Here is a 25749-nt window from a genome sequence, read left to right as displayed (position 1 = left end):
ATTTTAAACTATTTTATTTGCTTAATTCTTGTAATTTCTTCAAAGATAAAAGTCCTTTACCAGATAATAAACTCTCTTTCGCTATTTGAAATCCTTCTAAAGGCGAGCAATTTGTAACCGTTGCAATAGCCATTGCAGCATTGGCACAGACGACATTATTTTGAGCCTCGGTTCCTTTTCCAGCAATAATTGTAGTAAACATTTCAGCCGATTCTTCAATGGTTGTACCGCCTTCAATTTCTTGTTGCGTGAGTATATTAACTCCAAAATCTTCGGGATTCAACATCCCTTCTTTGGTTTTTGATATTGTTTTTGAAGCGCCAGTCAGGGATATTTCATCATATCCATCTAAAGAATGAAGTATGGTGAAGTTTACATCTGTATTTTGATACAAATACGCATACATTCGGGCTAGTTCTAAGTTAAAAACACCTACCAATTGATTTTTTGGAAAAGATGGATTCACCATAGGGCCTAGCATGTTAAAGAATGTTTTTACAGCCAGTTCTTTTCTAATTGGACCCACGTTTTTCATTGCAGGATGAAATAAAGGTGCGTGTAAAATACAAATCCCAGCTTGTTCCATACAACTTTCTAGAAAAGCATTATCATTAGTAAAACGGATACCTAGTTTTTCCATTACGTTACTAGAACCAGAAATAGATGAAACACCATAATTACCATGTTTAGCTACTTTTATTCCAGCACCTGCCGCTACAAACGATGCTAATGTTGAAATATTAAAGGTATCCTTCCCATCTCCGCCAGTACCACAAAGATCTATAGTATTGTAAGCAGATAAATCTACTTGAATACACAATTCTAAAAGCGCTTCTCTAAAGCCAGCAAACTCCTCAATAGTGATGCTACGCATCATGTAAACGGTAAGGAAAGAAGCTATTTGGCTATTGTTGTAACCTCCGTTTGAAATAGTAATCAATACGTTCTTTGCTTCCTCTCTAGAAAGGGTTTCGTGATTGATCAATCGGTTTAATATGTTTTTCATTTTTGATAGTTGTTCTTAATGGTAAACTCTTTGTGTGATACTTTAACTAGGAAATTTTTTGAAACTAGTTTTTAATCCAGTTCTCCAAAATTCGTTTTCCATTTGGTGTCAATACACTTTCAGGGTGAAACTGCACCCCACGTACATCATAAGTTTTGTGACGCAAGGACATGATTTGTCCGTTTTCGTCAAGAGAGGTAATCTCTAGAACATCAGGTAAATTAGTATCTACTACCCAAGAATGGTAACGACCTACCTCAAAGGAGTTTCCTAAACCTTCAAAAAGAAGTTCATCAGTCACGGTAGTTTTTACCATAGAGGCTACGCCATGATATACTTTGTCAAGATTAGAAAGTGTTCCACCATAAACCTCACCAATGGCTTGCTGCCCTAGACAGACTCCAAAAATACTCTTGGTAGGACCATATTTGCGAATCACTTCTTTTAACAAACCCGCTTCTTCAGGAATTCCAGGCCCTGGTGAAAGCAGAATTTTATCGAAAACTGAAATTTCATCAATATCAAATTGATCGTTTCTATAAACGGTAACTTCACAGTCTAAATCTTCAAGATAATGTACCAAATTATAGGTGAAACTATCGTAATTATCAATGACTAAAACTTGCCGTCTTGCAGCAGCAGTTGAAGTAGATGGTGTGTTTATATTGTTGCTCATTTTGTTTTTTTATTTTAATTTTTTCTTGAAAATGAAATCCTTTTACAAGGAATTTATTAGAATTGGATTTAAATCGTTTCGGCTAAATCTAATGCGGCATTTAAGGCTCTTAATTTATTGTACACTTCTTGCATTTCACTTTCTTCATCAGAGCTTGCCACAATTCCGGCACCCGCTTGACAATGCAACTGATGATTTTTGCTTAAAAAACTTCGGATCATAATGGCATGATTGAAATTACCATCAAAATCCATAACACCTATTGCACCACCATAAAAATTCCGACTTGTTTTTTCATATTCTTCAATGAGTTGCATGGCACGGTGTTTTGGTGCACCACTTAGGGTCCCTGCTGGAAACGTATCAGCTACCACTTGCATCGTTGTGGCTGTGTCATGTAAATGTCCTGTGACTTTAGAAACCAAGTGAATAACGTGCGAAAAGAATTGTACTTCTCTATATTTTTCTACTTGAACAGCATGACCATTTCGGCTTAAATCATTTCTGGCCAAGTCAACGAGCATCACGTGTTCACTGTTTTCTTTTTTATCCTCAGATAATTGTTTGGCAAGGTTTGCATCTTTCTCATCATCTCCTGTACGTTTAAAAGTTCCAGCAATGGGATGAATTTCGGCTTTTCTATCTTTTACTATAATTTGAGCTTCGGGAGAGCTACCAAAAATTTTGAAATCACCATAATCAAAGAAAAATAGGTAGGGAGAAGGGTTGATGCTTCTCAAGGCTCGGTATACATTAAACTCATCACCTTTGAAGCCTTGCGTAAATCTTCTTGACAAAACGAGCTGAAACACATCACCTCTAAAACAATGTTTTTTTGCTAAGGCCACATTTTCTTTAAATTCTACATCAGTCAGATTTGAGAAACCATCACCTTCTTTTGAAAATTTATACGAAGCAATATTTCTAGATTGAAGTAGTTGTTCTAGCTCGGCAATATTATTACGACCGTCTAAGCTGTGGCAAAAGAGATAAGCTTCGTTTTTAAAATGGTTAATTGCAATAATATTTTGGTAAACCGCATAATACACATCAGGAATGGAATTGCTGTTTTCTTTTTTTGCGATTGTAACTTTTTCAAAATACCGAACCGCATCATACGAAATGTATCCAAATAACCCATTATTTATGAATTTGAAATTGTTTTTATCTGACTTGAATTGTCCAGAAAATTCTTGAATTACAGCTGGAATATCAGTGCTTGCATCAATATTTATTTTTTGAGAAGTACCGTCAGGGAATGATTTATAAATGACTTCATTTTCTATTTTTAAGGATGCAATGGGATTGCAACAAATATAGGAGAAGCTGTTGTCATTACCGTGATAATCACTACTCTCTAGCAAAAGACTATTGGGGAATTTATCTCTAATCTTAAAGTATACACTCACTGGTGTAATGGTGTCAGCTAAGATTTGCTTGTATTTAGTTTGTAATGTAAAAGATTTCAATTTTTTATATTTTAAGTGTTGTGTCAATTTTTATCAAAAAAAAAGGCTTGTCGTGATGACAAGCCTTTTATATTTATAGTTTTAAAAATACCATAGGAGCTTAGTTCACGACGTTTGACGTAAATTATTCCACCACCAAGTATTGTTTAAAATTGTGTTCATTGTTGTTTTATTTAATGCAAATATATAAATGTAAATTCAATTATGATGCGTTTTAATATAAAATTAAATAATTTTTTTTCAATTTTTTGTTACAAATGTAAAAATGGAGCTTTTCTTAGTATCAAATTTAATATGAATTACTTACTAGCTAAATTTGTGTAGGATCTTAAACGGAAATCTGGAATTTTTTTCAATGATGGTTGAATGAAAAAATCTAAAGTTGGTATTGTTGTATAGTCAAATGCGTAGGAGGCGTTGCTGTACCAATTTTCTATTTCAACGTTATTTGCGGCTACTTCACTAATTATTTTTGCGGAGCAATTATTAGATATTACTCCTCTAAAGCTAACACGATTTAGATTTTCACTGATATATCCTATCTTTGAATCTAAAACAGCAATTGCAGAAAAGCCATGTATTACGCTATTATCTAATGTTAAAAAGCACTTATCTTTAATATAAATAGCTTCCTTTACAAGTCCTTGATTGTTTTCTTGCGTATTAAGTAAGGTCATGTTGTTGGCGGTGATTGAAGTAGCTTTTTTAGTAAAATCGCAGTTTTCTATTTTATCATAATTGTCTATTTCAAAGCATCTAGAGCCTGCAACATCGCTTGAAAATGGATCTCTTATGGCAATACTATTGGTAATTTTAGCTTGTGCACCTTGAGTAAAATCAAAATCATCATCAGTAGAACGGTATGAAATAATATTGTTTAAAGTTGTTTTACCTCCATAACATTCAAAGGAATCATCATTAGAAAAACTAATTTGAATGTTTTCTAGTTTGGTTTTGTTTCCAACTCCTGCAAGAGATAAACCGTTAAGTTCTTTTTGTTCTTTGAGTTTTCTACCAGAATATTCAATGCGTACATATTTTAAAATTCCAGAACTGTCCTCTTCATTTGTTCCACCGTAATAGCTTACCTCTTGATTTAAATTAAAGTCTAAAAAACCGATTCCACCAATCCTATTAATTGGAGCATCGCCAAGAATTACAATACCACCCCAATCACCCGGTTTTCTTGATAAAGCAGCATTATTAGATGTAAAAATAATAGGAGCAGTTTCATTCCCTTCGGCCATGATCTTAGATCCTTTTGTAACGACAAGTGTTCCGCAAGTTTCTTTATCACCACGAATTACTGTTCCTGCCTCAATAGTAAGCGTTGCTTTGTTAGTAACATATACAATACCGATTAATCGATAGGTGTTTTTGCGTTGCAAGACCATGTTGCTGCTTATAACTCCTGTTAGTATGGTTGTAGCTTCATTATATTCTGTAGTGGCAGGTTTAAAATTTGTCCAGTTATTGAGCCAGTTGTCTTCTCCTATTATTCCTTTGAGTTGTTGTGCATTGATGCATAAGCAAGACAGTAATAAAAGGAGTGTCATTTTTAGTTTCATAATATTTGTTTTTGTAGGTTCAGTTATTATAAGATATGGAGGTTTTTAACAATCCAAATGTACTTATGATCTGTTAAGACAGACTCTACTTAATATTATGAGTTTATTATGAATAACTAGTGTATGTTATTTTTATGCAACTTATCTTTATTTATTACGCTATTTTAAATTTATTTTGTATTAAATGAAACTTTACTTTTATTCATTTATCAGTGATGAAATTTTAAAATATTTCGGGTCAACGTTAAATTATTAATTAGGTTAATTAATTGTAGAAACTAGTTTAAATACAAAACCCTATCAATTTCTTGATAGGGTTTAGAGTGGTATTTAATTTGAAATTAGAATTTCAAACTTACAGCTAAAGTGAAATCATCGTTGATTGCTTTGTCACCAATAGCACTAAAGATGCTAGCTGAGTTGTACTCTATTTTATATTTAGTTCTGTCTACAACAACATTAGCAGTTGCAGTGTTAGCCGTAGTAGCCATATCAAAAGTTACAGGTTTTGTAATTCCTTTTATAGTTAAATCAGCAGTTACAGTGTAAAGATTAGCTGATTTGCTTGCAATTTTTTTGAAAACCAAAGTTGAAGTTGCAAATTTGTCAGTTCCAAAAAAGTCATCTGCTTTTAAGTGTCCTTCTAATTTTTCTTTTCCTTGACCTGCTTTCAAGTCAGTTACAGTCATTGAAGTCATATCAACAACAAAAGAACCTCCAGCTACTTTTTTTCCTTTAAATACAAGGTTTCCGCTTTTAAGGTTGATAGTACCTTCATGTGCTCCTGTTACTTTTTTTCCAACCCAGCTGATAGTACTTTTAGATACATCTACTGCTTTTGTTTGAGCGTTTACTGTTACTGTTGTTAGCGCTATTACTGCTGCTAATGCAATTGATTTTAAGTTTTTCATTTTTAGTGTGTTTAAAGTTGATTAAAAAAAATTATAGTGTAATAAATAAATCTTCGTTTGATTTTCTAACTTTTTTATAATGCTGTGTAGCATCTTCTTCATGACGGTACCCTATTGTTGCAAGAAGGGTAGCATTTAGACCTAGTTTATCAAGTCCTAATATTTCATTAACCTGAGCAGGGATGAAGCCTTCCATAGGAGTAGCATCAATTTTCAATTCAGCTGCACTGTTTAATAAGTTTCCTAAAGCAATATAGGTTTGTTTTGCAGACCACAAGTTTCTACTTTCTTCAGGTAATCCTACAATATTTCCTTTCATGTAATCTACGTACCCTTGAATACTTTCTAACGGAATTTCACGAGTTTCGCTCATTGTTTTTGCAAAATCGTCAATTCCTTCTGCACCAAAGTTTAATTCATTTGCAAAAACAATTAAATGTGATGCATCTACAACTTGAGCTTGTCCGTAGGCAGCAGGCTGTAATTGAGCACGTAATTCAGGATTTTCTACTATAATAATTTTGTAGGGCTGTAATCCATAAGAAGATGCTGTTAAACGAATAGCTTCTTTAAGAGTTGCTAAATCTTCTGTTGTAATTTTTTTTGATGCATCAAATTTTTTTGTAGCATATCTCCAATTCTGGTTTTCTATAAAAGTACTCATAATTATTTTTATTTATTGTTTTCTATATTTTTCTAATAAAGCGTTTAACTGTTCAATTTCTTCGGAGGTTAGATTTTGAGCAAAAAAACGTTCATGTGCTATAACTTTTGGATCTAATTCTGATAAAACCTCTAATCCTTTTGATGTAATTAAAACTTCTATTTTTCTACGATTATCAGGACAAACTTTTCTAGTTACATATTCTTTTAATAACAATTTATCTACAAGACGAGTAGTGTTGCTCGTTTTGGCAAGCATTCTCTCTTGAATTACAGACATGTTTGCTGGATTTCCTTTTTGACCTCTTAATATTCGTAGCACATTGTACTGCTCACTTGATATTTCAAATGGTTTTAGGATTTCATTAAAATTTTCTGTAATCACATTTTGAGTGTACAAAATATTTAGGATAATTTTTTTTGAATTATCCATTGCAACAGTAGATTTTAATATTTCTTCAATTTTCATATTTGTATATATGTAATTTGTTGGTACAAATATAGTATTTATTATTGTTGTATATACAAATGTATTTTAAATTTTTGTTAAATTTTATTTTCCAAAAGGTAAAAGCCGTAATACTAAGAATTAAAAAACTTTCATTTTGTTTATTAATATCCTTTATTTAACTAGCTAGATTAGTATTTGAACGGGTAAGATGTAAGTTTCATCATTTAATTTTTTAATAGATTATTTTTTTTGTTATATTTAGCATTTACTTTAATACTAATGTTTTATGAATGAGGCTAATTACAGCTATGATGAATTGCTTATTTTAGTAAAGCAAAAAGAATTACAACTTCAAACCTTAATAGAAAAAGAATCTTGTAAAAAAAACTTTGAACAATTAATTCATAGTTCACAGGATTTTGTGTGTGTTGCTAATGCCGACTGTTATTTTAAAGAAATAAATCCGGCTTTTGTTGCGGTTTTAGGGTACACAGAACAAGAACTTTTATCACAGCCTTTTCTAAATTTTATTCATCCTGAAGATCTTGAAAAAAGTTTAAATGAAGTAAAAAGGCTTGGTACGGAAAAAGAATCAATAAACTTTGAAAATCGTTATGTAAAAAAAAATGGTGAGATTATTTCGATTCAATGGATTATTACCGTTTCTCATCAACATGGTCTAGCTTATGGTATAGGAAGAGATGTCACTTGTATAAAAAGAATTCAAGAACAATTATTAGAAAGTGAAAAATTACTCAATGATGCCCAACATATTGCAAAATTGGGTAGCTGGAGATATGAGTTAGACACCAAAGAAATGTTTTGGTCCAAGGAATTATATACCATTTATGAATTAACAAAAGTTCCTTATCAAGATTTATATCAGGAATTTTTAAATATTTTTTCATCCCAAGACGTTACTTTTTTTCTTGATAAAGTTAATCTAGCGCTCATTGATAAGAAGGAATTTGATTTTGAACGAAAGGTAGTACTATCTAAAAATAATGAAAAATGGCTGTATGCTATCGTTACACCTCAAGTAAACCAATCAGGTAATGTAATTGCTTTTCACGGGACTGTTCAAGATATAACTGAAAAAAAGCGTATCGAATATGAAATTAAAAAACGTGAAAAAGTTGAGGTTGCTCAGCAGATACAATTAATTCAGCGAGAAAGTGATTTAAAATTCAAAAATTACATAGATAATGCTCCAGATGGTGTATTTGTTTTAGATGAGTACGGTAATTATCTAGAAGTGAACCACGCTGCAACTGTGCTTTCTGGCTATTCCAGAGAAGAGTTGCTCACTAAAAAGTTTGGGGATTTATCCGGAATGGAAAATCATAAGGAGTATTATAGGGAATTTAAAAATTTAGTTGAAAAAGGAGTTGCCAAAAAAGAAATTCAAGCAATTTTAAAAGACGGCTCTAAACGATATTGGCAAGTTGAAGCTGTAAAAATTGCCGAAAATAGTTTTCTAGGTTTTGTAAAAGATGTTACAGAAAAAAAAGCTATTGAAGATAAAATTGCTCAGAATGAGCGTCGTTTTAGAGCATTAATAGAAAATAATGTAGACATTATTTCTTTAGTAGATGAAAAATTAAAAATCATCTTTAGGAGTGAGTCAGCGCAAAGAGTTACTGGATGGTCACATGAAGATTTCGACAATGTATCAGTTTTTGATTTTATTCATCCCGATGATCAAAAAGAAATCCCATATTTATTAAAAAAAGCACTCAGTGAACCAAGTGCGCCCTTTTCTATTTCCTTACAATTAAAACACAAAAGAGGGCATTACATCTGGCTCGAAGGCTATGTAAACAATTTACTGCACGATCCTGATATAGGTGGAATTGTTATTAATTTAAGAGATGTAACATCTACTAAAAAAGCACAAGAATTATTAAATGAGGAACGCAATAAATTTCAAAAAATTGCTGCAACTTCACCGGGTTTAATATATTCCATGAGACAAAATAAAGACCAATCTTTGTCTTATACGTATGCTAGTAATGCCATTCAAGAAATTTATGGATTTCATTTTGAAGATATTGAGTTTGATACTTCAAAATTATTTGAGCGCATCCATCCAGATGATATTAACGATGTTATTGATAAGATAAAAATAACCAAATCCAAATTAGTACCACTCAAGACACAGTATCGTTATTTTCACCCGCAAAAAGGTATGGTTTGGCATGAAGTTAACTCATTACCAGTATTGGAACCGGAAGGGACTGTAATTTGTCATGGTATTATTACTGATATCACTGATCGAATTCTAGCAGAACAAAAAATTATTAAAACCAATAGATTGTATTCATTTATAAGTCAAATGAATCAAATGATTGTACGAACTATAGATGAGCAAACTTTATTTAGAGAAGCATGTACAATTGCTGTAGAAACAGGTAAATTTAAGCTAGCATGGATTGGTATGATTGATCCAGTTAGTGAAAAAGTAATTCCTGCCATGGTTGCTGGGGAGCATGAAAATTATGTTTCTGTAATCAAGACAATTTCTACAAATAACAAAATTCCTGAGGGTCAAGGACCAATAGGAAGAGCGGTTAATGATAAAAAACATATTGTTTGTAACAACATTGAGACTGATTCTACAATGAATCTTTGGAAAACAGAGGCTTTGAGAAGAAATTATAGATCGATGATCACAATTCCTATCAAAAAATTTGATTCAGTTGTTGGTGTGATTGCATTTTACGCCAGTGAAATCAACTTTTTTGATGATGAAGAAATTACCTTACTTATTGAGGCTACAGAGGATATTTCTTTTGCACTTGAAATATTTGAAAAAGAGTCACTTCGAAAAAAGGCAGAAGATACCATTTTTGAAAGTGAACAACGTTATCATACCTTAACAGAGGTTTCTCCTGTTGGAATTTTTAGGACGGATCCTACAGGATATACTACTTATGTTAACCCGTATTGGAGTCAACTTTCTGGTTTGTCTTTTGAAGAGGCATTAGGGAATGGGTGGTTTAAGGCTGTGCATCATGATGATGTAGCAAACCTTGCTGGTCGTTGGAATAACGATTCGAAAAAATTAAATTCTTCATTTTCTGAATACAGATTTGTACGTCCAGATGGATCAATATCTTGGGTAATGGGCAAGGCTATACCAGAGAGAAATGTAAAAAATGAAATACTAGGTTACATAGGTACAATTACTGATATTACCGAACGTAAACTTGCTGAGTCTGAAATTTTGAAAGAAAAACAGCTTTCCGAAGTTGTTATAAATAGCCTTCCTGGAATTTTTTACCTCTATGATGAAAAAGGGAAATTTGTAAAATGGAACCAAAATTTTGAAGAAATCACGGGATACAATGAAGAAGAAATTTTGAATATGAGTCCGCTTGATTTCTTTGATGACGATCAAAAAAAGAGACTCGCTCCCCGAATTCAATCTATATTTGAGACCAAACAAGGCAATTCTGATATAAATAGCGAAGGTTTTGAGCTTGAATTCTTTACTAAATTTAAAAATAAAATTCCGTATTATGTAAACTCTAGATGTATTTCATACGAAGGTAAAAAGTGTATCGTAGGGATGGGAGTAGATCTTACCGAGATTAAAAAAGCAGAAGAGAGAATTAGAGATGCTAATGAGCGTTTTGAAATGATCTCAGCAGCTACCAATGATGCCGTGTTTGAAGTAAACTTATTAACTGGTGAGAGTTGGAATAATCAAGCATTTATTGACCTATTAGGTTTTGGTAGCACAGTACCAAATGGTGTTAATAATATGATTGTTTGGCGTTCAAAACTGCATCCAGATGATAGAGATAGGGTTATCAAAAAACTGGAAGATACATACGTTGGTACTACAAATAATTGGTCTGATGAGTTCAGGTTCATGAAAGCTGATGGAACCTATGGAATATTTTTTGACAGAGGTATAATATCTAGAGATGAAGAGGGAAGAGCAGTCCTACTCAATGGAGCATTGACCGAGATTACTGAATTAAAGAATATCAAAGAGCAGCTTGTAAACAGTGAAGAACGCTATAAAAGTTTGATTGAGCAAGCCTCGGATGCTATAATGATTAGTAATAGCAAAGGTAAATTACTTGAAGTTAATGAAAGCGCTTGTAAAATGCTTGGTTTTACAAAAGAAGAATTATCTACCAAAAACTTTAAGAATTTATACATTATAGATGAGCTGGTCAAAAGACAAATAATATTTAATGAATTAATCAACGGCGAGCAAACGTTAATGGAGTGCAACATGATGCACAAAAACGGAACTCTAATAGCAGTTGAAATTACTGCCAAGAAAATTGTAGATGGTAGGATTGTAGCTATTGTAAGAGATGTAAGTGAGCGCAAACATATTGATGATGAGTTTATGCGCATGCATAAAAAAATGGAGGCCATACTCGGTGCAATACCAGATATGCTTTTTGAAATTAATCTTGAAGGTAAAATTTTTAATTATCATTCTCGTAGAGATGATTTACTAGCTGTGCCACAGGAATATTTTCTTGAAAAAAAGTTTTCGGATGTACTTCCTGAGGATGCCTCAAACATAATTCTTGAAGCTATTAAAGAAGCTTCGGTTGATGGATTTTCTGCGGGTAAACAATACTCTCTTGAATTGAATCAAGAGACACATTGGTTCGAACTTTCGGTTGCACCAATGAAAGAAAATTTAGAAAATGAAATTCATTTTATTTGTCTTTGTAGAGATATTACGAAAGCAAAAGAATCTGATTTTGCACTATTTAAAAGTGAAGAAAGATATAGAGGTTTATTGAATAACTTAGATGCTGGAATTGTTGTTCATGGGGCAGATACAGCAATAATTGTCAATAATAAAAAAGCTTCAGAATTATTAGGGTTAACTGATGATCAAATGAAAGGCCTAACAGCCATCGATTCAACATGGAAATTTTTGAATGACGATAGATCTATTATGGCATTCGAAAATTATCCAGTTAATCAAATTGTAGCTACGAAACAAGCGGTTAAAAAATTTACTGTAGGAGTCCAACGTCATTCACTTGAAGATACTGTTTGGTTGCTAGTAAATGGCTATCCAGAACTAAACCAAGAAGAAAACATTACTGAAATTGTAATCAGTTTTATAGATATTACAGAACAAAAAGTAATGGAAATGGAACTTATAAGTGCAAAACTGCAAGCTGAGAGTGCTAATAAAGCTAAGACAGATTTTCTAGCAAATATGAGTCATGAAATTAGAACACCGTTAAATGGTATCATAGGATTTACTCATTTGTTAATGAAGTCTAATCTTAAGAAAAACCAAGCAGAGTATATGACCACCGTCAATGAATCAGCTATTTCATTGATGGATATTGTAAATGATGTTTTGGATTTCTCCAAAATTGAGTCGGGTAAACTGGAGTTGATTTTGGAAAAAGTAAATCTTTTTAAGCTGACCAATCAAGTAATCAACTTGTTTAAGATTCAGGCCATCAAAAAAAATATTAACTTAATTCTTGATATTGAAAAATCAGTGCCGCAATACATCGTGGCCGACTCTGTTAGACTCAAGCAAATTTTAGTAAACTTGTTAAGCAATGCAATAAAGTTTACTCATTTTGGAGAAATTAGATTGGATATTAGTCAAATTGATAAAAATGAAAAACAATCAGCAACAATTAAGTTTTCGGTTAAGGATACCGGCGTAGGAATCAAAACGTATAACAACGAAAAAATATTTAAATCCTTTGTACAAGAAGACAATTCTACGAATAGAAAATTTGGTGGTACTGGATTAGGACTGGCTATCTCAAATCAGTTGTTGGCATTGATGGATAGCAAGTTAGAATTAATAAGTAAATACGGTGATGGTAGTGATTTTTACTTTGTGGTTAAATTTACAAGATCGAGTTTCAAAAATGATACAGAAATACCAATCATTCCAACAAGTAATATCATAAGTATAGCTCCTGAGTGCATACTAGACAATAAGAGAGTTTTGATTGTTGAGGATAATAAAATAAACATGCTTTTAGCCAAAACATTGGTTAAAAGAATCATTTCTAATTGTCAAATCTTTGAAGCCAAAGATGGAAACGAAGCAGTATTGTTGTACGATAAAGAAAGACCTGATGTAATTCTTATGGATATACAAATGCCTAATAAAAACGGTTATGAAGCCACTGATGAGATTAGAAAATTTGAAAATTCTCAAAATATTCCTATAATTGCAATTACAGCCGGAATCATGGTGGGTGACAAGGAAAAATGTTTTGAAGCAGGAATGAATGATTATCTTCCTAAACCAATAATTCAAACGGATTTAGAGCGCGTGCTACAAGCTTGGTTGAAAAAATAACTTTCAACGATGAGGTTCATAAAAAAAGGTATTTGAGTAGTCAAATACCTTTTATATGGTTTTTAGAGATATTAAGTTCAATACAAATTAGTACTGTATATTTTCTAGATAGTACTTTGCGGCGCAATTGAATAATTAGCGTCATATAAAAGAGCTTCTTGAAGTTTTTCAATTGCAATCATTGATTGGCTTACAATGACAATTTCCTGGAAGTTTGTACTTATTGAAACTTGAAGTATACCTTCAATATCAGTTAATTTTGAATCTATTGTTTCGGCACAGGTAGAGCAAGTAACTCCGTTTAATTCATACAAGTTCACAATCACATTCGTGTTTTTTTCAAACGTAAAAAACAACTCTGAATTAGCTCTTGGCGAAATGGAGTTCTGAGCAATCTCCATTTTTTGGATACGGAAAGCATTTTTAAAAAGGGCTTCATATTCTTTTTGGCTTCCGCCAAAAGGAGGCCCAGACTCAAATTCTCTGTTAAAAAACAGGCCAACTAGAATTCCATTTTCAGCTAAAAGTTGGTGCATTTTCCACATGTATTTTTGACGCATGAAGGGTGGAATAGCACAAAAAAAGGTTTGTTCGATAATACAGTCATATTGCTCAACATGATCAAAGAAATCACCAAGAATAATTTTAATATTAGGATTTCCAGAATGTTTATCTACTAAAAACGATACTGGTGATGGTGCAATATCAATAACAGTGATGTTAGTAAAACCATTTTGTAGCAAGTAATCAGCCTCGTGACTGTTGCCGCAACCCGGAATTAAAATACGACAGTCTTTATTGGTTATAGTATTTATAAATTCTTGAAGTGGTGGCGCTATTGTTCCCAAATCCCACTTTGTAGTTTGTGCAACATATTGCGATTCCCAATAATTAGCATCAATGGGTTGTTCGCAGCTAACTACACAACATTTTAAATCAGACATATTATTTTTTTGTTCTAAATGTTACTTCTATTTTGGGTTTCTAAGTATTTAATACAGAATTATTCCTGAAGGATTTATTATTTTAATATTTTACTTTGGCAAACAAAATCTGTTTTGGGAATACTCGTTTTTGCAATTGCGTTGAATCCTCCTTCAATTTCGGTAAAGTTTCTAAAACCGCGAGCCTCAAGGATGGAAGCCGCTATCATACTGCGGTATCCACCAGCACAATGAATGTAAAAATGTTCTTTTGGGTCAATATCTTTAATCCAGTCATTTATAGCAGCAAGAGGTTTGTTATAGGCTTCGTCTACATGTTCTGCGCTGTATTCTGTTTCTTTTCTAATATCAACGATCTTGCTTTCACCTATTTTTACTTCTTGTTCAAATTGTCCTGCCGAAATTCTATTGATTGTATCTACCTCATTACCAGTATTCACCCACGCATCAAATCCTCCGTCAAGATGACCTAATAAGTTATCAAACCCTACACGACTCAATCGCGTTACTGTTTCTTCCTCTTGTCCTACTTCGCAAATTATCAATATAGGTTGTTGTACATCAGCCACTAGCGCACCTACCCAAGGAGCAAAATCACCATCTATACCTATGTTTATTGATTGCGGGATAAATCCTTTTGCGAAAACACCGTTTTTACGAGTGTCAAGGAGTAGCGCACCATTTTCTTCGGCAGCAGTCTCAAATTCTCTAGGAGATAGTGCTCGCATTCCTAAATTGAGAACACTTTCAAAACTGTCATAGCCTTTTTTATTCATGGCTACATTCATACCAAAATACGCTGGCGGAGGCAATAAACCATCTGTAACTTCAGCAATAAACTCTGCCTCAGTCATTGTTGCGCGTAAGGCATAATTTGTTTCTTTTTGATTTCCAATGGTTGAAACCGTTTCTTTACTCATGTTTTTTCCGCAAGCGCTACCCGCACCATGCGCAGGATACACGATAACATCATCTGCCAAAGTCATAATTTTATCACGTAGCGAATGATATAAGGTAGCTGCAAGCTGATCTTGTGTCATGTGAGCCGCTTTTTGAGCTAGATCAGGTCTTCCAACATCACCTATGAATAAAGTGTCACCAGAAAAAATGGCATGGTCTTTTCCGTTTTCATCAATTAATAAAAACGTAGTACTTTCCATGGTGTGTCCTGGAGTATGCAATACCTTGATTGTTACATTTCCTAAAGTAAAAATTTGACCATCAATTGCTGTTATGCATTCAAATTCACAAGTGGCATTTGGACCATAAACAATTGGAGCATTTGTAGAACGACTCAAATCTAAGTGTCCGGAGACAAAATCAGCGTGAAAATGCGTTTCAAAAATGTATTTTAATGCCACACCGTCTCTTTTTAATCTATCAAGATATGGCTGCGTTTCTCTAAGCGGGTCTATTATGGCAGCTTCACCATTTGAAGTAATATAATAGGCACCTTGTGCTAAACATCCTGTATATATTTGTTCAATTTTCATTTTATAATTTTTTTACAGTACAAATGTACTTCTGTTTTTTTGTTTGTACAGTGATATTTGTTACATAAAGTTTTTATTTTAAAAAAAATTCTTTAGTAATTATGTATATGCCCATAAAAAGCACAAACCAACCAAAAATAGGTTTTAGTTGCGCTCCATCTATTTTTTTTGAAAGCTGTAAACCGATTATCATTCCTATAAACGCCATCCCCGATATTAAAAAAAGAATTTTATAATTTATGGGTGTACCAATGTATAAATCTCCGCCAAAACCAATACTCGAATTGATAAAAATAATAAGCAATGACGTCCCTACTGCTTGTTTCATTGGTAAATTAGCAAAAAATAAAAGAGCGGGTATAATTAAAAATCCGCCTCCGGCTCCCAGAAATCCCGTTATAATCCCGATGAGAAATCCAATGCCACTCAGCTGTAGATAATTAGTTTTCGTTGAAGTTACTACTACCGTTTTAGATTTTCTAATCATGGCAAGTGCCGATGCAATCATGAGAACTGAAAAAACAGCCATAATAAGAACATTTTTTGAGACTTGATATGAGGCTATTGAGAATAGGGTAGTGGCTATTTTGGGAAATATAACTTCGCGAATTATTAATATTGAAACTACTGATGGTATTGCAAAGTACAAAGCCGATTTGATTTTTAAATTCCCCATCTTGTAATGACTAATACATCCAAATAAAGCTGTGATGCCAACTATAAAAAGAGAATAACTAGTCGCAATTTCGGGATCTATTTTAAAAAGATATACTAAAATAGGTATGGTAAGAATGGATCCACCGCCGCCTATTAATCCTAGTGATAGCCCAATTATGATGGATGCAATGTATCCTAAATATTCCATAAATGATGTTGTTGAAAGGTGAACTGATTTTTAAAAACGTAAAATGTTAGTTTTAAAGAAGTTCAATATTATTACGATGAAGTGACACTTTTCCTCTTTGTTCCATTTTTTTTAACAATCGAGAAATTACTTCCCTTGATGTATTTAAGTCAGATGCTATTTCTTGATGAGAAAGTTTTAGTTCTTTACAGCCACAAGAGGTTGAATGCCTTTGCAAATAAAATTCTAATCTTTCGTCCATAGCTCTAAAGGCAATGCTATCTATCACTTCAAGAACTTCTTCAAAGCGGCTTCTGTAGGTGTCAATAACAAATTCGTACCAGCTTCGGTGTTGCATCATCCATTTATCCATCAATGGCAACGGAATCATAACCAGATCAACATCCTCTACAACAAGTGCCATAATTTGACTTTTTTCGTTTTTAGTAGCACAAATCATAGAAATTGCACAAGCTTGTCCTGGTTGTAAATAATACATGAAAAATTCTCCTCCATTTTCATCTTCCCTATAAATTTTTATTTTTCCTTGAATAACTAGTACGGTACTTTTTATATACTGACCTGTACGCATAATTACGGTTCCAGCTGGATAAGATTGTAGCACTGCATTATTTTCTATATCGTGAACCAAATCAGCAGAAAAGGAATTGAATGATTTTTTTATGAAGTCAATCATTTGTTGAATTTATATTTTCCATAAAAGTAATCTAAAATGCCAAATTTATTAGTTTTTTTAAAGACAAAATACAATTAAACCTCTCATTAATAGGTTGTTAAAATTCAAATCCCTATCGATTTTGTAGGCTTATCAAGTATGTTATTTATTTTACTGATAGTGAATGTTTTACGCAATCGTTTTCTTAGGATTAATATCTAATTAACAATTGATACGATAATTGTTTGCTAAAAACATCGTATTTTTACAAAAAACAATACTATGAATTTAACACAAGAAGAGTGGGTTTCTCAATATGAGGCCGACCAAAACACAGTAATTTTAGACGTAAGAACTGAAGATGAATTCAATGATGGTTTTATAGCTAATGCCATAAATATTGATATTCATAGGGGACAAGATTTTGTAAATGAAATTGAAGCATTAGACAAAAACAAGAAATATTATATATACTGTAGATCAGGTATGCGTAGTGCAAAGGCTTGTGAAATAATGAATCAATTGGGATTTGAGAACACCTATAATTTACTAGGAGGTATTTTAGATTGGGAAGGTACTGTAGTAACGCCTTAATATTGCGCATGCGCTTGCTGATTTTTAATTTTAAACCTCAAAAAAATGAATGTGATTCCCGAAGAATATCAGATTAAGAGTTTATTAAATCAAGACACCTATCTTGTTGATGGTGAATTAAAAAAATGGGAGGGACAAACTACTGCTGTTTTTTCTACAATTTCATCTAATCTGGAATACGGCCCTACCATACTTGGTTCAATACCATTTATGGGAGAAGAGGAAGCTCTAGAAGCTGTGCAAGCAGCAAGTAATGCCTATAACAATGGTCAAGGACTTTGGCCTACCATGAAAGTGTCGGATCGTATTAAGTGCATGACAAATTTTGTCAAGCAAATGAAAACAACTCGTGCCGAAGTAGTGAAATATTTAATGTGGGAAATAGGCAAGTCACTACCAGATTCTGAAAAAGAGTTTGATAGAACAGTGGAATACATTTATGATACTATTGAAGATTATAAATTATTAGATAGAAATTCATCCCGATTTACTAAAAGCCAAGGTGTTAACGCCATGGTTCGTCGGGGTCCTCTCGGGGTTGTATTGTGTTTAGGACCATATAATTATCCATTAAATGAAACTTTTTCTTTGCTGATTCCTGCTTTAATTATGGGTAACACTGTAATTTTTAAGCCAGCAAAACATGGTGTACTTTTAATTTCGCCATTGTTAGAAGCTTTTAGAAATAGTTTTCCAAAAGGAGCCATCAATATCATTTACGGAAGAGGGCGCGAGGTTGCTTCGCCAATTATGAAATCTGGGAAAGTGGATATTCTGGCGTTAATAGGGAATAGTAAATCAGCTATTGCACTTCAGGATCAGCATCCTAATAAAAACAGATTGCGTTTAATTTTAGGTCTTGAAGCGAAAAATCCAGCCATTATTTTGCCAGATGCTGATCTTGATTTGACTATTCAAGAATGTATATCGGGCACATTATCCTTTAATGGTCAGCGTTGTACAGCATTAAAAATAATATATGTTCATGAAAGTATTGCAGATGAATTTAACACCAGGTTTGCCGCAAAAGTTGATGCTCTCTCTTTTGGTAATCCTTGGGACAACAGGGTAATGTTAACTCCATTGCCAGAAAAAGAAAAGCCCGCTTATATTCAGGAGTTAATTGATGATGCAATTAAAAATGGTGCTACAATCCTCAATGAAAAAGGGGGTGAGCATATGCCAAATTATATTTTCCCAGCAGTATTGTTTCCGGTGAATAAAGAAATGCGAGTGTACCACGAAGAGCAGTTTGGACCTGTTGTTCCTGTGATGACTTTCAAGGATATTCAAGAGCCATTAAACGATATGGCTGAGTCTAACTATGGACAACAAGTTAGTTTATTTGGTAGGGATATTAAAACCATTGCACCATTAATCGATAGTTTGGTAAATTTAGTGTGTCGAGTAAATTTGAATAGTTCTTGCCAAAGAGGTCCTGATGTGTACCCGTTTACAGGTCGTAAGGATTCTGCGGTGGGTACTTTGAGTATTCATGATGCGTTGCGCTCGTTCTCCATTAGAACCTTTGTTGCCTCAAAGGATAATGAGTATAATAATGAAATATTACAAGCATTATTAAATAGTAAAGAATCAAATTTTGTGAACACTGATTATACTTTGTAATTTGATTTTATAGTTTTATAAAGCAACTCAATGAACATGCCCCAATAAGTTAGACACTAATTGGGGCATTTTTTATAGTGAGAAAAGCAAAATAGATTTCATAAAAAAGGTGATCTATTGCTAGACCACCTTTTAAACAAATTAAAATTCAATATTTACACTAAGTCAAAACGATCAAGGTTCATCACCTTATTCCATGCAGCTACGAAGTCAGTTACAAATTTTTCATGCGCATCATGGTATCCGTAAACTTCTGCAAGTGCTCTTAATTCAGAGTTAGAACCAAAGATTAAATCAACTCTTGTTCCAATCCATTTTAATCCTCCAGCTATTCTATCACTACCTACAAAAGCATCATCAGATTCTGAAACGGCTTTCCAAGTAGTTCTTAAATCTAATAAGTTTACAAAGAAATCATTAGTAAGTGTTTCAGGTCTGCTTGTAAAAACTCCATTTTGAGATTTATCAAAATTGGTATTCAATACGCGCATACCACCTACTAAAACTGTCATTTCTGGAGCTGTTAATGTCAATAACTGTGCTTTGTCAATTAACATTTCTTCGGCTGAAACGGTATATTTAGTTTTTACATAATTTCTAAATCCATCAGCTTGTGGCTCTAAAACAGCAAACGACTCAACATCCGTTTGCTCTTGTGAAGCATCCGTACGTCCAGCGGCAAAAGGAACTTTAACTTGAATTCCTGCATTTGCTGCAGCTTTTTCAACTGCTGCATTTCCTGCTAGTACAATTAAGTCAGCAATTGATACTTTTTTATCAGTATTTTGATAATTGAATTCATTTTTGATATTCTCTAACGTAGCTAAAACACGATCAAGTTGAGAAGGATTGTTTACTTTCCAACTTTTTTGTGGTTCTAGTCTAATACGAGCACCGTTTGCCCCACCACGCTTATCAGATCCTCTAAAAGTAGAAGCCGATGCCCATGCAGTACTTACAAGTTCTGAAATACTTAACCCAGATGATAAAACAGAAGCTTTAAGTGCTTCAACGTCTTGCTCGTTAATTAATTCAAATGTAACCTCAGGAACTGGATCTTGCCAAATTAACTCTTCCGCTGGTACTTCGTTTCCTAAATAGCGTACTTTTGGCCCCATATCTCTATGAGTCAGCTTAAACCATGCTCTTGCAAATGCATCATTAAAAGCATCAGGATTTTCTAAAAAGTGACGAGAGATTTTCTCATAAGCAGGATCAACACGCAAAGATAAATCAGTTGTAAGCATCATTGGTTGATGCGTTTTTGATGCATCATGAGCATCTGGAACTGATCCTGAACCACCATTATTTACTGGTTTCCATTGGTGAGCACCTGCCGGACTTTTTGTTAATTCCCACTCATAACCAAATAGGTTTTCAAAATAATTATTACTCCAGTTTACTGGTGTAGTAGTCCAAGCACCTTCAAGACCACTTGTAATGGTATCTGCACCATTTCCAGTGCCATAGGTATTTCTCCAGCCTAAACTTTGCTCTTCAATAGATGCACCTGCTGGTTCAGCTCCTACATAAACATTTGGATCAGCAGCACCATGAGTTTTTCCTAGTGTGTGTCCTCCAGCAATCAAGGCAACTGTTTCTTCGTCATTCATGGCCATACGTGCAAATGTCTCTCTAATATCACGTGCTGCTAATAACGGATCAGGGTTTCCATCTGGTCCTTCTGGGTTTACATAAATAAGTCCCATTTGTACTGCTGCAAGCGGATTTTCAAGCTCACGATCTCCTGAGTAACGGCTGTTCGGTTCAGTACTCAATGACAACCATTCTTTTTCTGGTCCCCAGTAAATATCTTCTTGTGGTTCCCAAACGTCTACACGACCTCCAGCAAAACCAAAAGTCTTAAATCCTGCTGATTCTAAGGCACAGTTTCCTACTAATACCATTAAATCTGCCCATGAAACTTTGTTACCATATTTTTGCTTTATTGGCCACAATAACAAACGAGCTTTGTCTAAGTTGGCGTTATCTGGCCAGCTGTTTAATGGTGCAAATCTTTGTGTTCCAAAACCAGCTCCACCACGACCATCAGCAATACGGTATGTTCCTGCACTGTGCCAAGCTAAACGTATAAAAAAGGGACCGTAGCTACCATAATCAGCCGGCCACCAGTCTTGAGAAGTTGTAATGACTTCTTTGATATCATTTTTTAAAGTATCTAAATCTACTTTTTTGAATTCTTCGGCATAATTAAAGTTGGCTCCCATGGGATTGTTCTCTAATGAATTTTGACGCAGAATTTTTAAATTAAGTTGGTTAGGCCACCAATCACGATTTGTTTTACCGTGAGTAACGCTTTGTTTTGGAGCAGATGTTGAAGCTCCCGAGAAAGGACATTTACTCTCTCCGTTTACATTGTAAGAGGTTGGTTTTGCATTATGTTCCATAGTATGTTTGTTTTTTATTTTTCTGAATACAAAGTTATTTAAAACACTCGTAGTAAATTAAAAAATCAATAGATAAAAATTATAGTTTGAATTGTTATTTATATGCTAATATATAAAATGTTACTCTTTTAACCTCAATTTTAAGGTGTTAAGTTCGTGTTAGTCTCTTATTATTTTGAATTTCTTTGTGACATTAAAATATGCACACTCTAGATTGTTTTTATAAATGGTTAATTGTAAATTTAGAAAAAAAATATTTTGGAAAAAGACATTATTACTATGGGAGAAAACCCAATTCAATCTGAAGCTGAGGCCTGGTTAGGAATTTTATATACTTGTATAAAAGCGGATCATTATATATCTGAAGCCGAAAGAAAATCGCTATCAAGAATTCTGTATTCTAAAGAAAAATTTAAGCACGTAGATTTCGGACCTTATTATGAAACTGCCGTCGTTTTATATCAAGAGTTGGGACAGCTTAAATATATAAAGGCTTGTTGCTCTTGGATAGAAACCGAAGATAAAGAAACCTTGTTTGCTCTTGCCTTAGACGTCTTATTGGCTGACGGAACATTAGAAAAAGAAGAAAAAAGTCTTATTGAAATTTTATCCAATCATTTAGGTGTGAGTAGCTCTATGTCTAGTAAAATTATAGAAGTTATGTTTTTAAAAAACAGAGGGAATATTAAAGTGTAGTTGTGGTTTAGCGCTAAATAAATGTTTTTTTTTAGTAATTGAGACTACAGTCTTTACTATAAAACAAGGTTTTAAAAATTGAAGTTGACTATTAAATTGATGTTACTCATGTTGGTCTTATTGAAAATAAAATTTTTATTGCCGTAAGTTTCAACTTCATTAAATTTGTGTACATACAATAATTGAGCGTCAAAACCTTTTAACATTCCTTGAAATTGATAGCGAAAATCTACATTTGTTTGAACATAAGAAGGTAATCCGTATTTATTTAGGGCAACGTTTTTTACATCTGGTAAATCAAAATATCCTATAGCTAGTTGCGATTTGAATCTCTTTTTAGGATTTGAATATTGTATTTTGGTCATTAAAGCGTGCACATCCCCAAAACCTTCATTTCGTTCTCTGGCCATAAAGGTGTAAAACGGGTCTCGACCCCATTCTCTGGGCATGAGATACCGACCTTTAGCCGTTATTCGGTTGTAGTTTAAAGTAAATTCTATTTTTTTATTTTGCCAACCTAATCTTCCTCCAAAGGTTTGAGAAGTACCATTTTTTTCGAAATAAGTTTTGCTTTGATCCTCATTTCCGCCAAAATTCAATGCATTTTGATAAATTGATTGAAAGCCAAAAAGCAGTTTAGAATTGGGATTCAAATCGTATTTATAATCCATTTGGAACAATGCAGAATTGAATATATCCTCAGCATATTGGTTCCATAAAAGTATCTTTAAATTTTTTATAGATTCATTTTGTAAACCAACAATATAAATTCCGCTAGTGTTTAAATTTCCAGCATAATTAGATTTTGTTCCATCGGGATTGATGCCGGAGGGATAAATGCCTATAGATTCTCCCACGTCAAAATATTTCATGGTGCTTCGTGGTGAAATTCCATATAGGTAGCCCAGATTTATTTTAGTTTTCTTGAGTTCGTTAAAATCAATCCAAATTCCATCCACTACGGTTGGGCGCATTCTGCCGTCTTGCAGATTTATAAAGGACGTATTGAGTAATTGTTTTCCAAGAGTTATATTCGAATTTTTGAAATTGTATTTCAAGTACAATTCTTCTAGTCGGCTTAAATTGTCTTTGCTTGATGGATTTTGAATGTCAAAAAGCGCTACCTCGTATCTGTTTGATAAATTGGTCACAGGATCTTTTTTAGAAAAATCAGAAGAACCAATATTGAATATGTAATAACCGCTGACACCAAATTGAAAATTATGAAATTTGGCCGTTTCAAATTTCACGCCTCCACCAAGTGCATTGGCATAATAATCAGATAAGCCACTTTCATTATTGGTACTCATAAAAAAATAGCGGAAATGACCATTGAAATTACCGTTTTTGAAAGCATTTAGAATTGAGGTAGAATCAACTTTTTCGTTATTTTTTTCTTTCCAAACCGTTGGCTTTTCTGAAATTTCCTGATGTTGCGCTATTGTATTTATAGAAAAAAAGAGAGTGGTAAGTATATAAATTAATACGAAAAACTTTTTCATTTTTGAACGTTTAGATTTGGTACAAAAATAACTCCATCAATATAAATGGGAAGTAACTTTTATCACATTGACCCATAAAAACAAAGCCGAATGTTTTTTATGCATTCGGCTTAATGACTTTATAATTAAATACTTAAATTTTATCTGAAAGTATAATCAACACCAGAAACCTGAGTTAGTAGTGTTTCTGGAGCATCAAGAATGATTGCATTTTTTTGAGGTATAGGCGTTACGGGAGAATTTTGTTTTAAATATTCTCTCATTACCGTATGCAATGTTGAAGTTGTATTTTTAGCATCCATAACGCCTTTCATTCTGCATAACATGTCTACAGGATCTCCGTCCCGTTCACAAGCCATTATAGAATATATTTTTTCAGGATCTAATGGTATATTTTTAACGGTAATGTTTTGCACTCTTTTGTCCATTTCTGCAAAAGCGTTAAATTGTACTTCCATTCCTTTGAATTTCACGACCCATCCGCCAAAACGTTTTGAAGCATCTTGTGCAAAAACATTATTTAATTCTTTTTCGAGCCAGTTTTTCAATTGTTTTCCAGTCACTTTTGCGGTTCTTACGGTGCTGTCTACGGGAAGCATATCAAAAATAAATCCGTTTGTGATGGGGATATTTCCGGTTTGATCAGGAGTTGTTTTTGGCGGACAAAAACGAAATCCATTAGAAAGATTAATATCTATTTCAGGAAATTTCCAGTTTAGTGCATTCAAAATCATCGTGTCAATAGGATTTTCCAACACAAAATAACGGTACAAAGGAATCGTGCTGTAACCAATAACCTGATTTATTTTTTCTTGGTAAACGGCTTCTTTCTCTTTCAATAATTTTTCAATTTTTGCATCCGGTTTTATTTTTGGAGAATCAACTTCTATTAATTCATAACTGTCTTCAATCACTTTTCCGTTAAGAATGGTCAGATCTAATTTACCAATAAATGAACCGAAGGCTCCCGGTTCCACCACTTTTGAATATTTACAAACAATAGGTTTTCGGACTCTCTCGTGCGTGTCGCCTCCTAAAATATAATTGACACCTTCACATTCTGGTCGGTTTGCCAACGCTATTTGCTGCGATAAACCCAAATGTGCAATCATAATGACATAACTGCATTGTTCTTGATTTCTAAGTACATCTACATAATGAGCCAGATTTTCTTCGGGATTGGTGTATAAAATTCCCCTACTGTAATTAGGACTTTGTCTCAAAGGTACCAAAGGATCAGTGTACCCAAGAAAACCAATTTTTGCTCCGGCAATATGCCAAATTGTGTAGGGTTGAAAAATAAGTTCACCTCTTTTTCCTTCACCTAAATCATGGTACATATTGGTGCAAATTTTTGGAGCATCCAAAGAACCCAATAAGGTTTGCATTTTTCTTTTTCCATAAATTACTTCCCAGTTTCCCGGAAGATACAAATCGTAATTCAATGCATTTAAAATGGGAACAAAAGCTTCGCCAGTGGTTTCTACACTTAATTCGCTGCCTTGAAACATATCTCCAGTATCAATAGTAAAAGTGTTTGGGTTTTTCTTTTTTAATTGATTCAGTATTGTTGCCATGTAAGCGTAACCGCCTGTTTTTCTAAAAACAGCTTTCCCATTTTCCCAAAATAATTCGTCGTGCGGATGAATTTGACAATGCACATCGGTGGTTTGAAGAATAGAAATAGTTTGGGGTTTATTTGGGTCAACCTTAGTATCTATTTTTGCTTCCTCTATTTTGTTTGTATTAGCAATACTAGAAATTGGCGAAATTATTGTTGCTCCTAAACCTAGTGTCCCTACTGATTTTAGAAAATTCCTGCGGTTGTTACTCATCTTTTTTAGTTGTTTAGTTTTGTTTTTTGCAGTTGTAATGAAACAACTATTGCCAATGTAGT

18 protein-coding genes are annotated in these 25749 nt (G+C 33.4%); 4 read left to right on the top strand and 14 right to left on the bottom strand.

Features of this window, described 5'->3' with window-relative positions; genetic code table 11:
• Window positions 1–13: 13 nt before the first annotated feature.
• From trpD to K5V07_RS09210, 7 genes are all read right to left on the bottom strand, one after another.
• Window positions 14–1006: an anthranilate phosphoribosyltransferase gene (gene trpD, locus K5V07_RS09240; RefSeq protein WP_221917231.1), complete on the bottom strand. Its 993-nt coding sequence runs from the start codon at window positions 1004–1006 to the stop codon at window positions 14–16.
• 64 nt (window positions 1007–1070) lie between these two features.
• Complete coding sequence (locus K5V07_RS09235) at window positions 1071–1682, bottom strand: aminodeoxychorismate/anthranilate synthase component II (protein WP_221917230.1); 612 nt, start codon at window positions 1680–1682, stop codon at window positions 1071–1073.
• A 68-nt stretch (window positions 1683–1750) separates the two neighbouring features.
• Window positions 1751–3151: an anthranilate synthase component I family protein gene (locus K5V07_RS09230; RefSeq protein ID WP_221917229.1), complete on the bottom strand. Its 1401-nt coding sequence runs from the start codon at window positions 3149–3151 to the stop codon at window positions 1751–1753.
• A gap of 299 nt (window positions 3152–3450) precedes the next feature.
• A complete protein-coding gene (locus K5V07_RS09225; protein WP_221917228.1) occupies window positions 3451–4719 on the bottom strand; it encodes a hypothetical protein in 1269 nt (422 codons plus the stop codon).
• Between the two features lie 341 nt (window positions 4720–5060).
• A complete protein-coding gene (locus K5V07_RS09220; RefSeq protein ID WP_221917227.1) occupies window positions 5061–5630 on the bottom strand; it encodes a YceI family protein in 570 nt (189 codons plus the stop codon).
• Window positions 5631–5661: 31 nt separating this feature from the next.
• Complete coding sequence (locus tag K5V07_RS09215; protein ID WP_144893652.1) at window positions 5662–6294, bottom strand: NAD(P)H-dependent oxidoreductase; 633 nt, start codon at window positions 6292–6294, stop codon at window positions 5662–5664.
• Window positions 6295–6306: 12 nt separating this feature from the next.
• Window positions 6307–6762: a MarR family winged helix-turn-helix transcriptional regulator gene (locus K5V07_RS09210; protein ID WP_086454059.1), complete on the bottom strand. Its 456-nt coding sequence runs from the start codon at window positions 6760–6762 to the stop codon at window positions 6307–6309.
• 268 nt (window positions 6763–7030) lie between these two features.
• Here K5V07_RS09210 and K5V07_RS09205 point away from each other — a divergent pair, with 268 nt between their 5' ends.
• Window positions 7031–13069, top strand: coding sequence for a PAS domain S-box protein (locus tag K5V07_RS09205; protein ID WP_221917226.1), 6039 nt, complete (start codon window positions 7031–7033; stop codon window positions 13067–13069).
• A gap of 104 nt (window positions 13070–13173) precedes the next feature.
• Here the strand turns inward: K5V07_RS09205 and K5V07_RS09200 are convergent, their stop codons facing one another.
• The 4 genes from K5V07_RS09200 to K5V07_RS09185 form a co-directional block, all read right to left on the bottom strand.
• Window positions 13174–14013, bottom strand: a complete 840-nt coding sequence (locus tag K5V07_RS09200; protein WP_221917225.1) for a methyltransferase domain-containing protein — start codon at window positions 14011–14013, stop codon at window positions 13174–13176.
• 77 nt (window positions 14014–14090) lie between these two features.
• Window positions 14091–15506, bottom strand: a complete 1416-nt coding sequence (locus tag K5V07_RS09195; RefSeq protein WP_221917224.1) for a rhodanese-like domain-containing protein — start codon at window positions 15504–15506, stop codon at window positions 14091–14093.
• Window positions 15507–15579: 73 nt separating this feature from the next.
• On the bottom strand, window positions 15580–16371 hold the full coding sequence (locus K5V07_RS09190) for a sulfite exporter TauE/SafE family protein (protein ID WP_221917223.1): 792 nt from the start codon (window positions 16369–16371) through the stop codon (window positions 15580–15582).
• Between the two features lie 52 nt (window positions 16372–16423).
• The gene (locus K5V07_RS09185) at window positions 16424–17047 is read right to left on the bottom strand and encodes a Crp/Fnr family transcriptional regulator (RefSeq protein WP_144893662.1); all 624 of its coding nucleotides are present in this window, start codon (window positions 17045–17047) and stop codon (window positions 16424–16426) included.
• Window positions 17048–17308: 261 nt separating this feature from the next.
• Here K5V07_RS09185 and K5V07_RS09180 point away from each other — a divergent pair, with 261 nt between their 5' ends.
• Together K5V07_RS09180 and K5V07_RS09175 are read left to right on the top strand one after the other, a co-directional pair.
• A complete protein-coding gene (locus K5V07_RS09180) occupies window positions 17309–17620 on the top strand; it encodes a rhodanese-like domain-containing protein (RefSeq protein WP_221917222.1) in 312 nt (103 codons plus the stop codon).
• Window positions 17621–17665: 45 nt separating this feature from the next.
• Window positions 17666–19246, top strand: a complete 1581-nt coding sequence (locus tag K5V07_RS09175) for an NADP-dependent glyceraldehyde-3-phosphate dehydrogenase (RefSeq protein ID WP_221917221.1) — start codon at window positions 17666–17668, stop codon at window positions 19244–19246.
• Between the two features lie 155 nt (window positions 19247–19401).
• Here K5V07_RS09175 and katG read toward each other — a convergent pair whose 3' ends face one another.
• Window positions 19402–21654 carry a catalase/peroxidase HPI gene (gene katG, locus K5V07_RS09170; protein WP_221917220.1) on the bottom strand — a complete coding sequence of 751 codons (2253 nt, stop codon included), beginning with the start codon at window positions 21652–21654 and terminating at the stop codon, window positions 19402–19404.
• A 258-nt stretch (window positions 21655–21912) separates the two neighbouring features.
• Between katG and K5V07_RS09165 the strand changes: the two genes are divergently transcribed.
• Window positions 21913–22350, top strand: a complete 438-nt coding sequence (locus tag K5V07_RS09165; RefSeq protein WP_221917219.1) for a TerB family tellurite resistance protein — start codon at window positions 21913–21915, stop codon at window positions 22348–22350.
• Window positions 22351–22421: 71 nt separating this feature from the next.
• Here the strand turns inward: K5V07_RS09165 and K5V07_RS09160 are convergent, their stop codons facing one another.
• Together K5V07_RS09160 and K5V07_RS09155 are read right to left on the bottom strand one after the other, a co-directional pair.
• Window positions 22422–23852: an OprD family outer membrane porin gene (locus K5V07_RS09160; protein ID WP_221917218.1), complete on the bottom strand. Its 1431-nt coding sequence runs from the start codon at window positions 23850–23852 to the stop codon at window positions 22422–22424.
• Window positions 23853–23992: 140 nt separating this feature from the next.
• Window positions 23993–25687, bottom strand: coding sequence for a bifunctional UDP-sugar hydrolase/5'-nucleotidase (locus K5V07_RS09155; protein WP_221917217.1), 1695 nt, complete (start codon window positions 25685–25687; stop codon window positions 23993–23995).
• Window positions 25688–25749 lie beyond the last annotated feature (62 nt).

The organism is Flavobacterium sp. CHNK8, from assembly GCF_019774515.1.
In the GTDB taxonomy this organism is placed as follows: domain Bacteria; phylum Bacteroidota; class Bacteroidia; order Flavobacteriales; family Flavobacteriaceae; genus Flavobacterium; species Flavobacterium tiangeerense.
This window is presented reverse-complemented; position numbering and strand designations above follow the sequence as displayed.

Bases quoted from the DNA above. Each gene is read 5' to 3' on its own strand.
- trpD (WP_221917231.1), bottom strand. From the start codon at position 1,006: ATGAAAAACATATTAAACCGATTGATCAATCACGAAACCCTTTCTAGA.
- K5V07_RS09235 (WP_221917230.1), bottom strand. From the start codon at position 1,682: ATGAGCAACAATATAAACACACCATCTACTTCAACTGCTGCTGCAAGA.
- K5V07_RS09225 (WP_221917228.1), bottom strand. From the start codon at position 4,719: ATGAAACTAAAAATGACACTCCTTTTATTACTGTCTTGCTTATGCATC.
- K5V07_RS09220 (WP_221917227.1), bottom strand. From the start codon at position 5,630: ATGAAAAACTTAAAATCAATTGCATTAGCAGCAGTAATAGCGCTAACA.
- K5V07_RS09215 (WP_144893652.1), bottom strand. From the start codon at position 6,294: ATGAGTACTTTTATAGAAAACCAGAATTGGAGATATGCTACAAAAAAA.
- K5V07_RS09210 (WP_086454059.1), bottom strand. From the start codon at position 6,762: ATGAAAATTGAAGAAATATTAAAATCTACTGTTGCAATGGATAATTCA.
- K5V07_RS09205 (WP_221917226.1), top strand. From the start codon at position 7,031: ATGAATGAGGCTAATTACAGCTATGATGAATTGCTTATTTTAGTAAAG.
- K5V07_RS09200 (WP_221917225.1), bottom strand. From the start codon at position 14,013: ATGTCTGATTTAAAATGTTGTGTAGTTAGCTGCGAACAACCCATTGAT.
- K5V07_RS09195 (WP_221917224.1), bottom strand. From the start codon at position 15,506: ATGAAAATTGAACAAATATATACAGGATGTTTAGCACAAGGTGCCTAT.
- K5V07_RS09190 (WP_221917223.1), bottom strand. From the start codon at position 16,371: ATGGAATATTTAGGATACATTGCATCCATCATAATTGGGCTATCACTA.
- K5V07_RS09185 (WP_144893662.1), bottom strand. From the start codon at position 17,047: ATGATTGACTTCATAAAAAAATCATTCAATTCCTTTTCTGCTGATTTG.
- K5V07_RS09180 (WP_221917222.1), top strand. From the start codon at position 17,309: ATGAATTTAACACAAGAAGAGTGGGTTTCTCAATATGAGGCCGACCAA.
- K5V07_RS09175 (WP_221917221.1), top strand. From the start codon at position 17,666: ATGAATGTGATTCCCGAAGAATATCAGATTAAGAGTTTATTAAATCAA.
- katG (WP_221917220.1), bottom strand. From the start codon at position 21,654: ATGGAACATAATGCAAAACCAACCTCTTACAATGTAAACGGAGAGAGT.
- K5V07_RS09160 (WP_221917218.1), bottom strand. From the start codon at position 23,852: ATGAAAAAGTTTTTCGTATTAATTTATATACTTACCACTCTCTTTTTT.
- K5V07_RS09155 (WP_221917217.1), bottom strand. From the start codon at position 25,687: ATGAGTAACAACCGCAGGAATTTTCTAAAATCAGTAGGGACACTAGGT.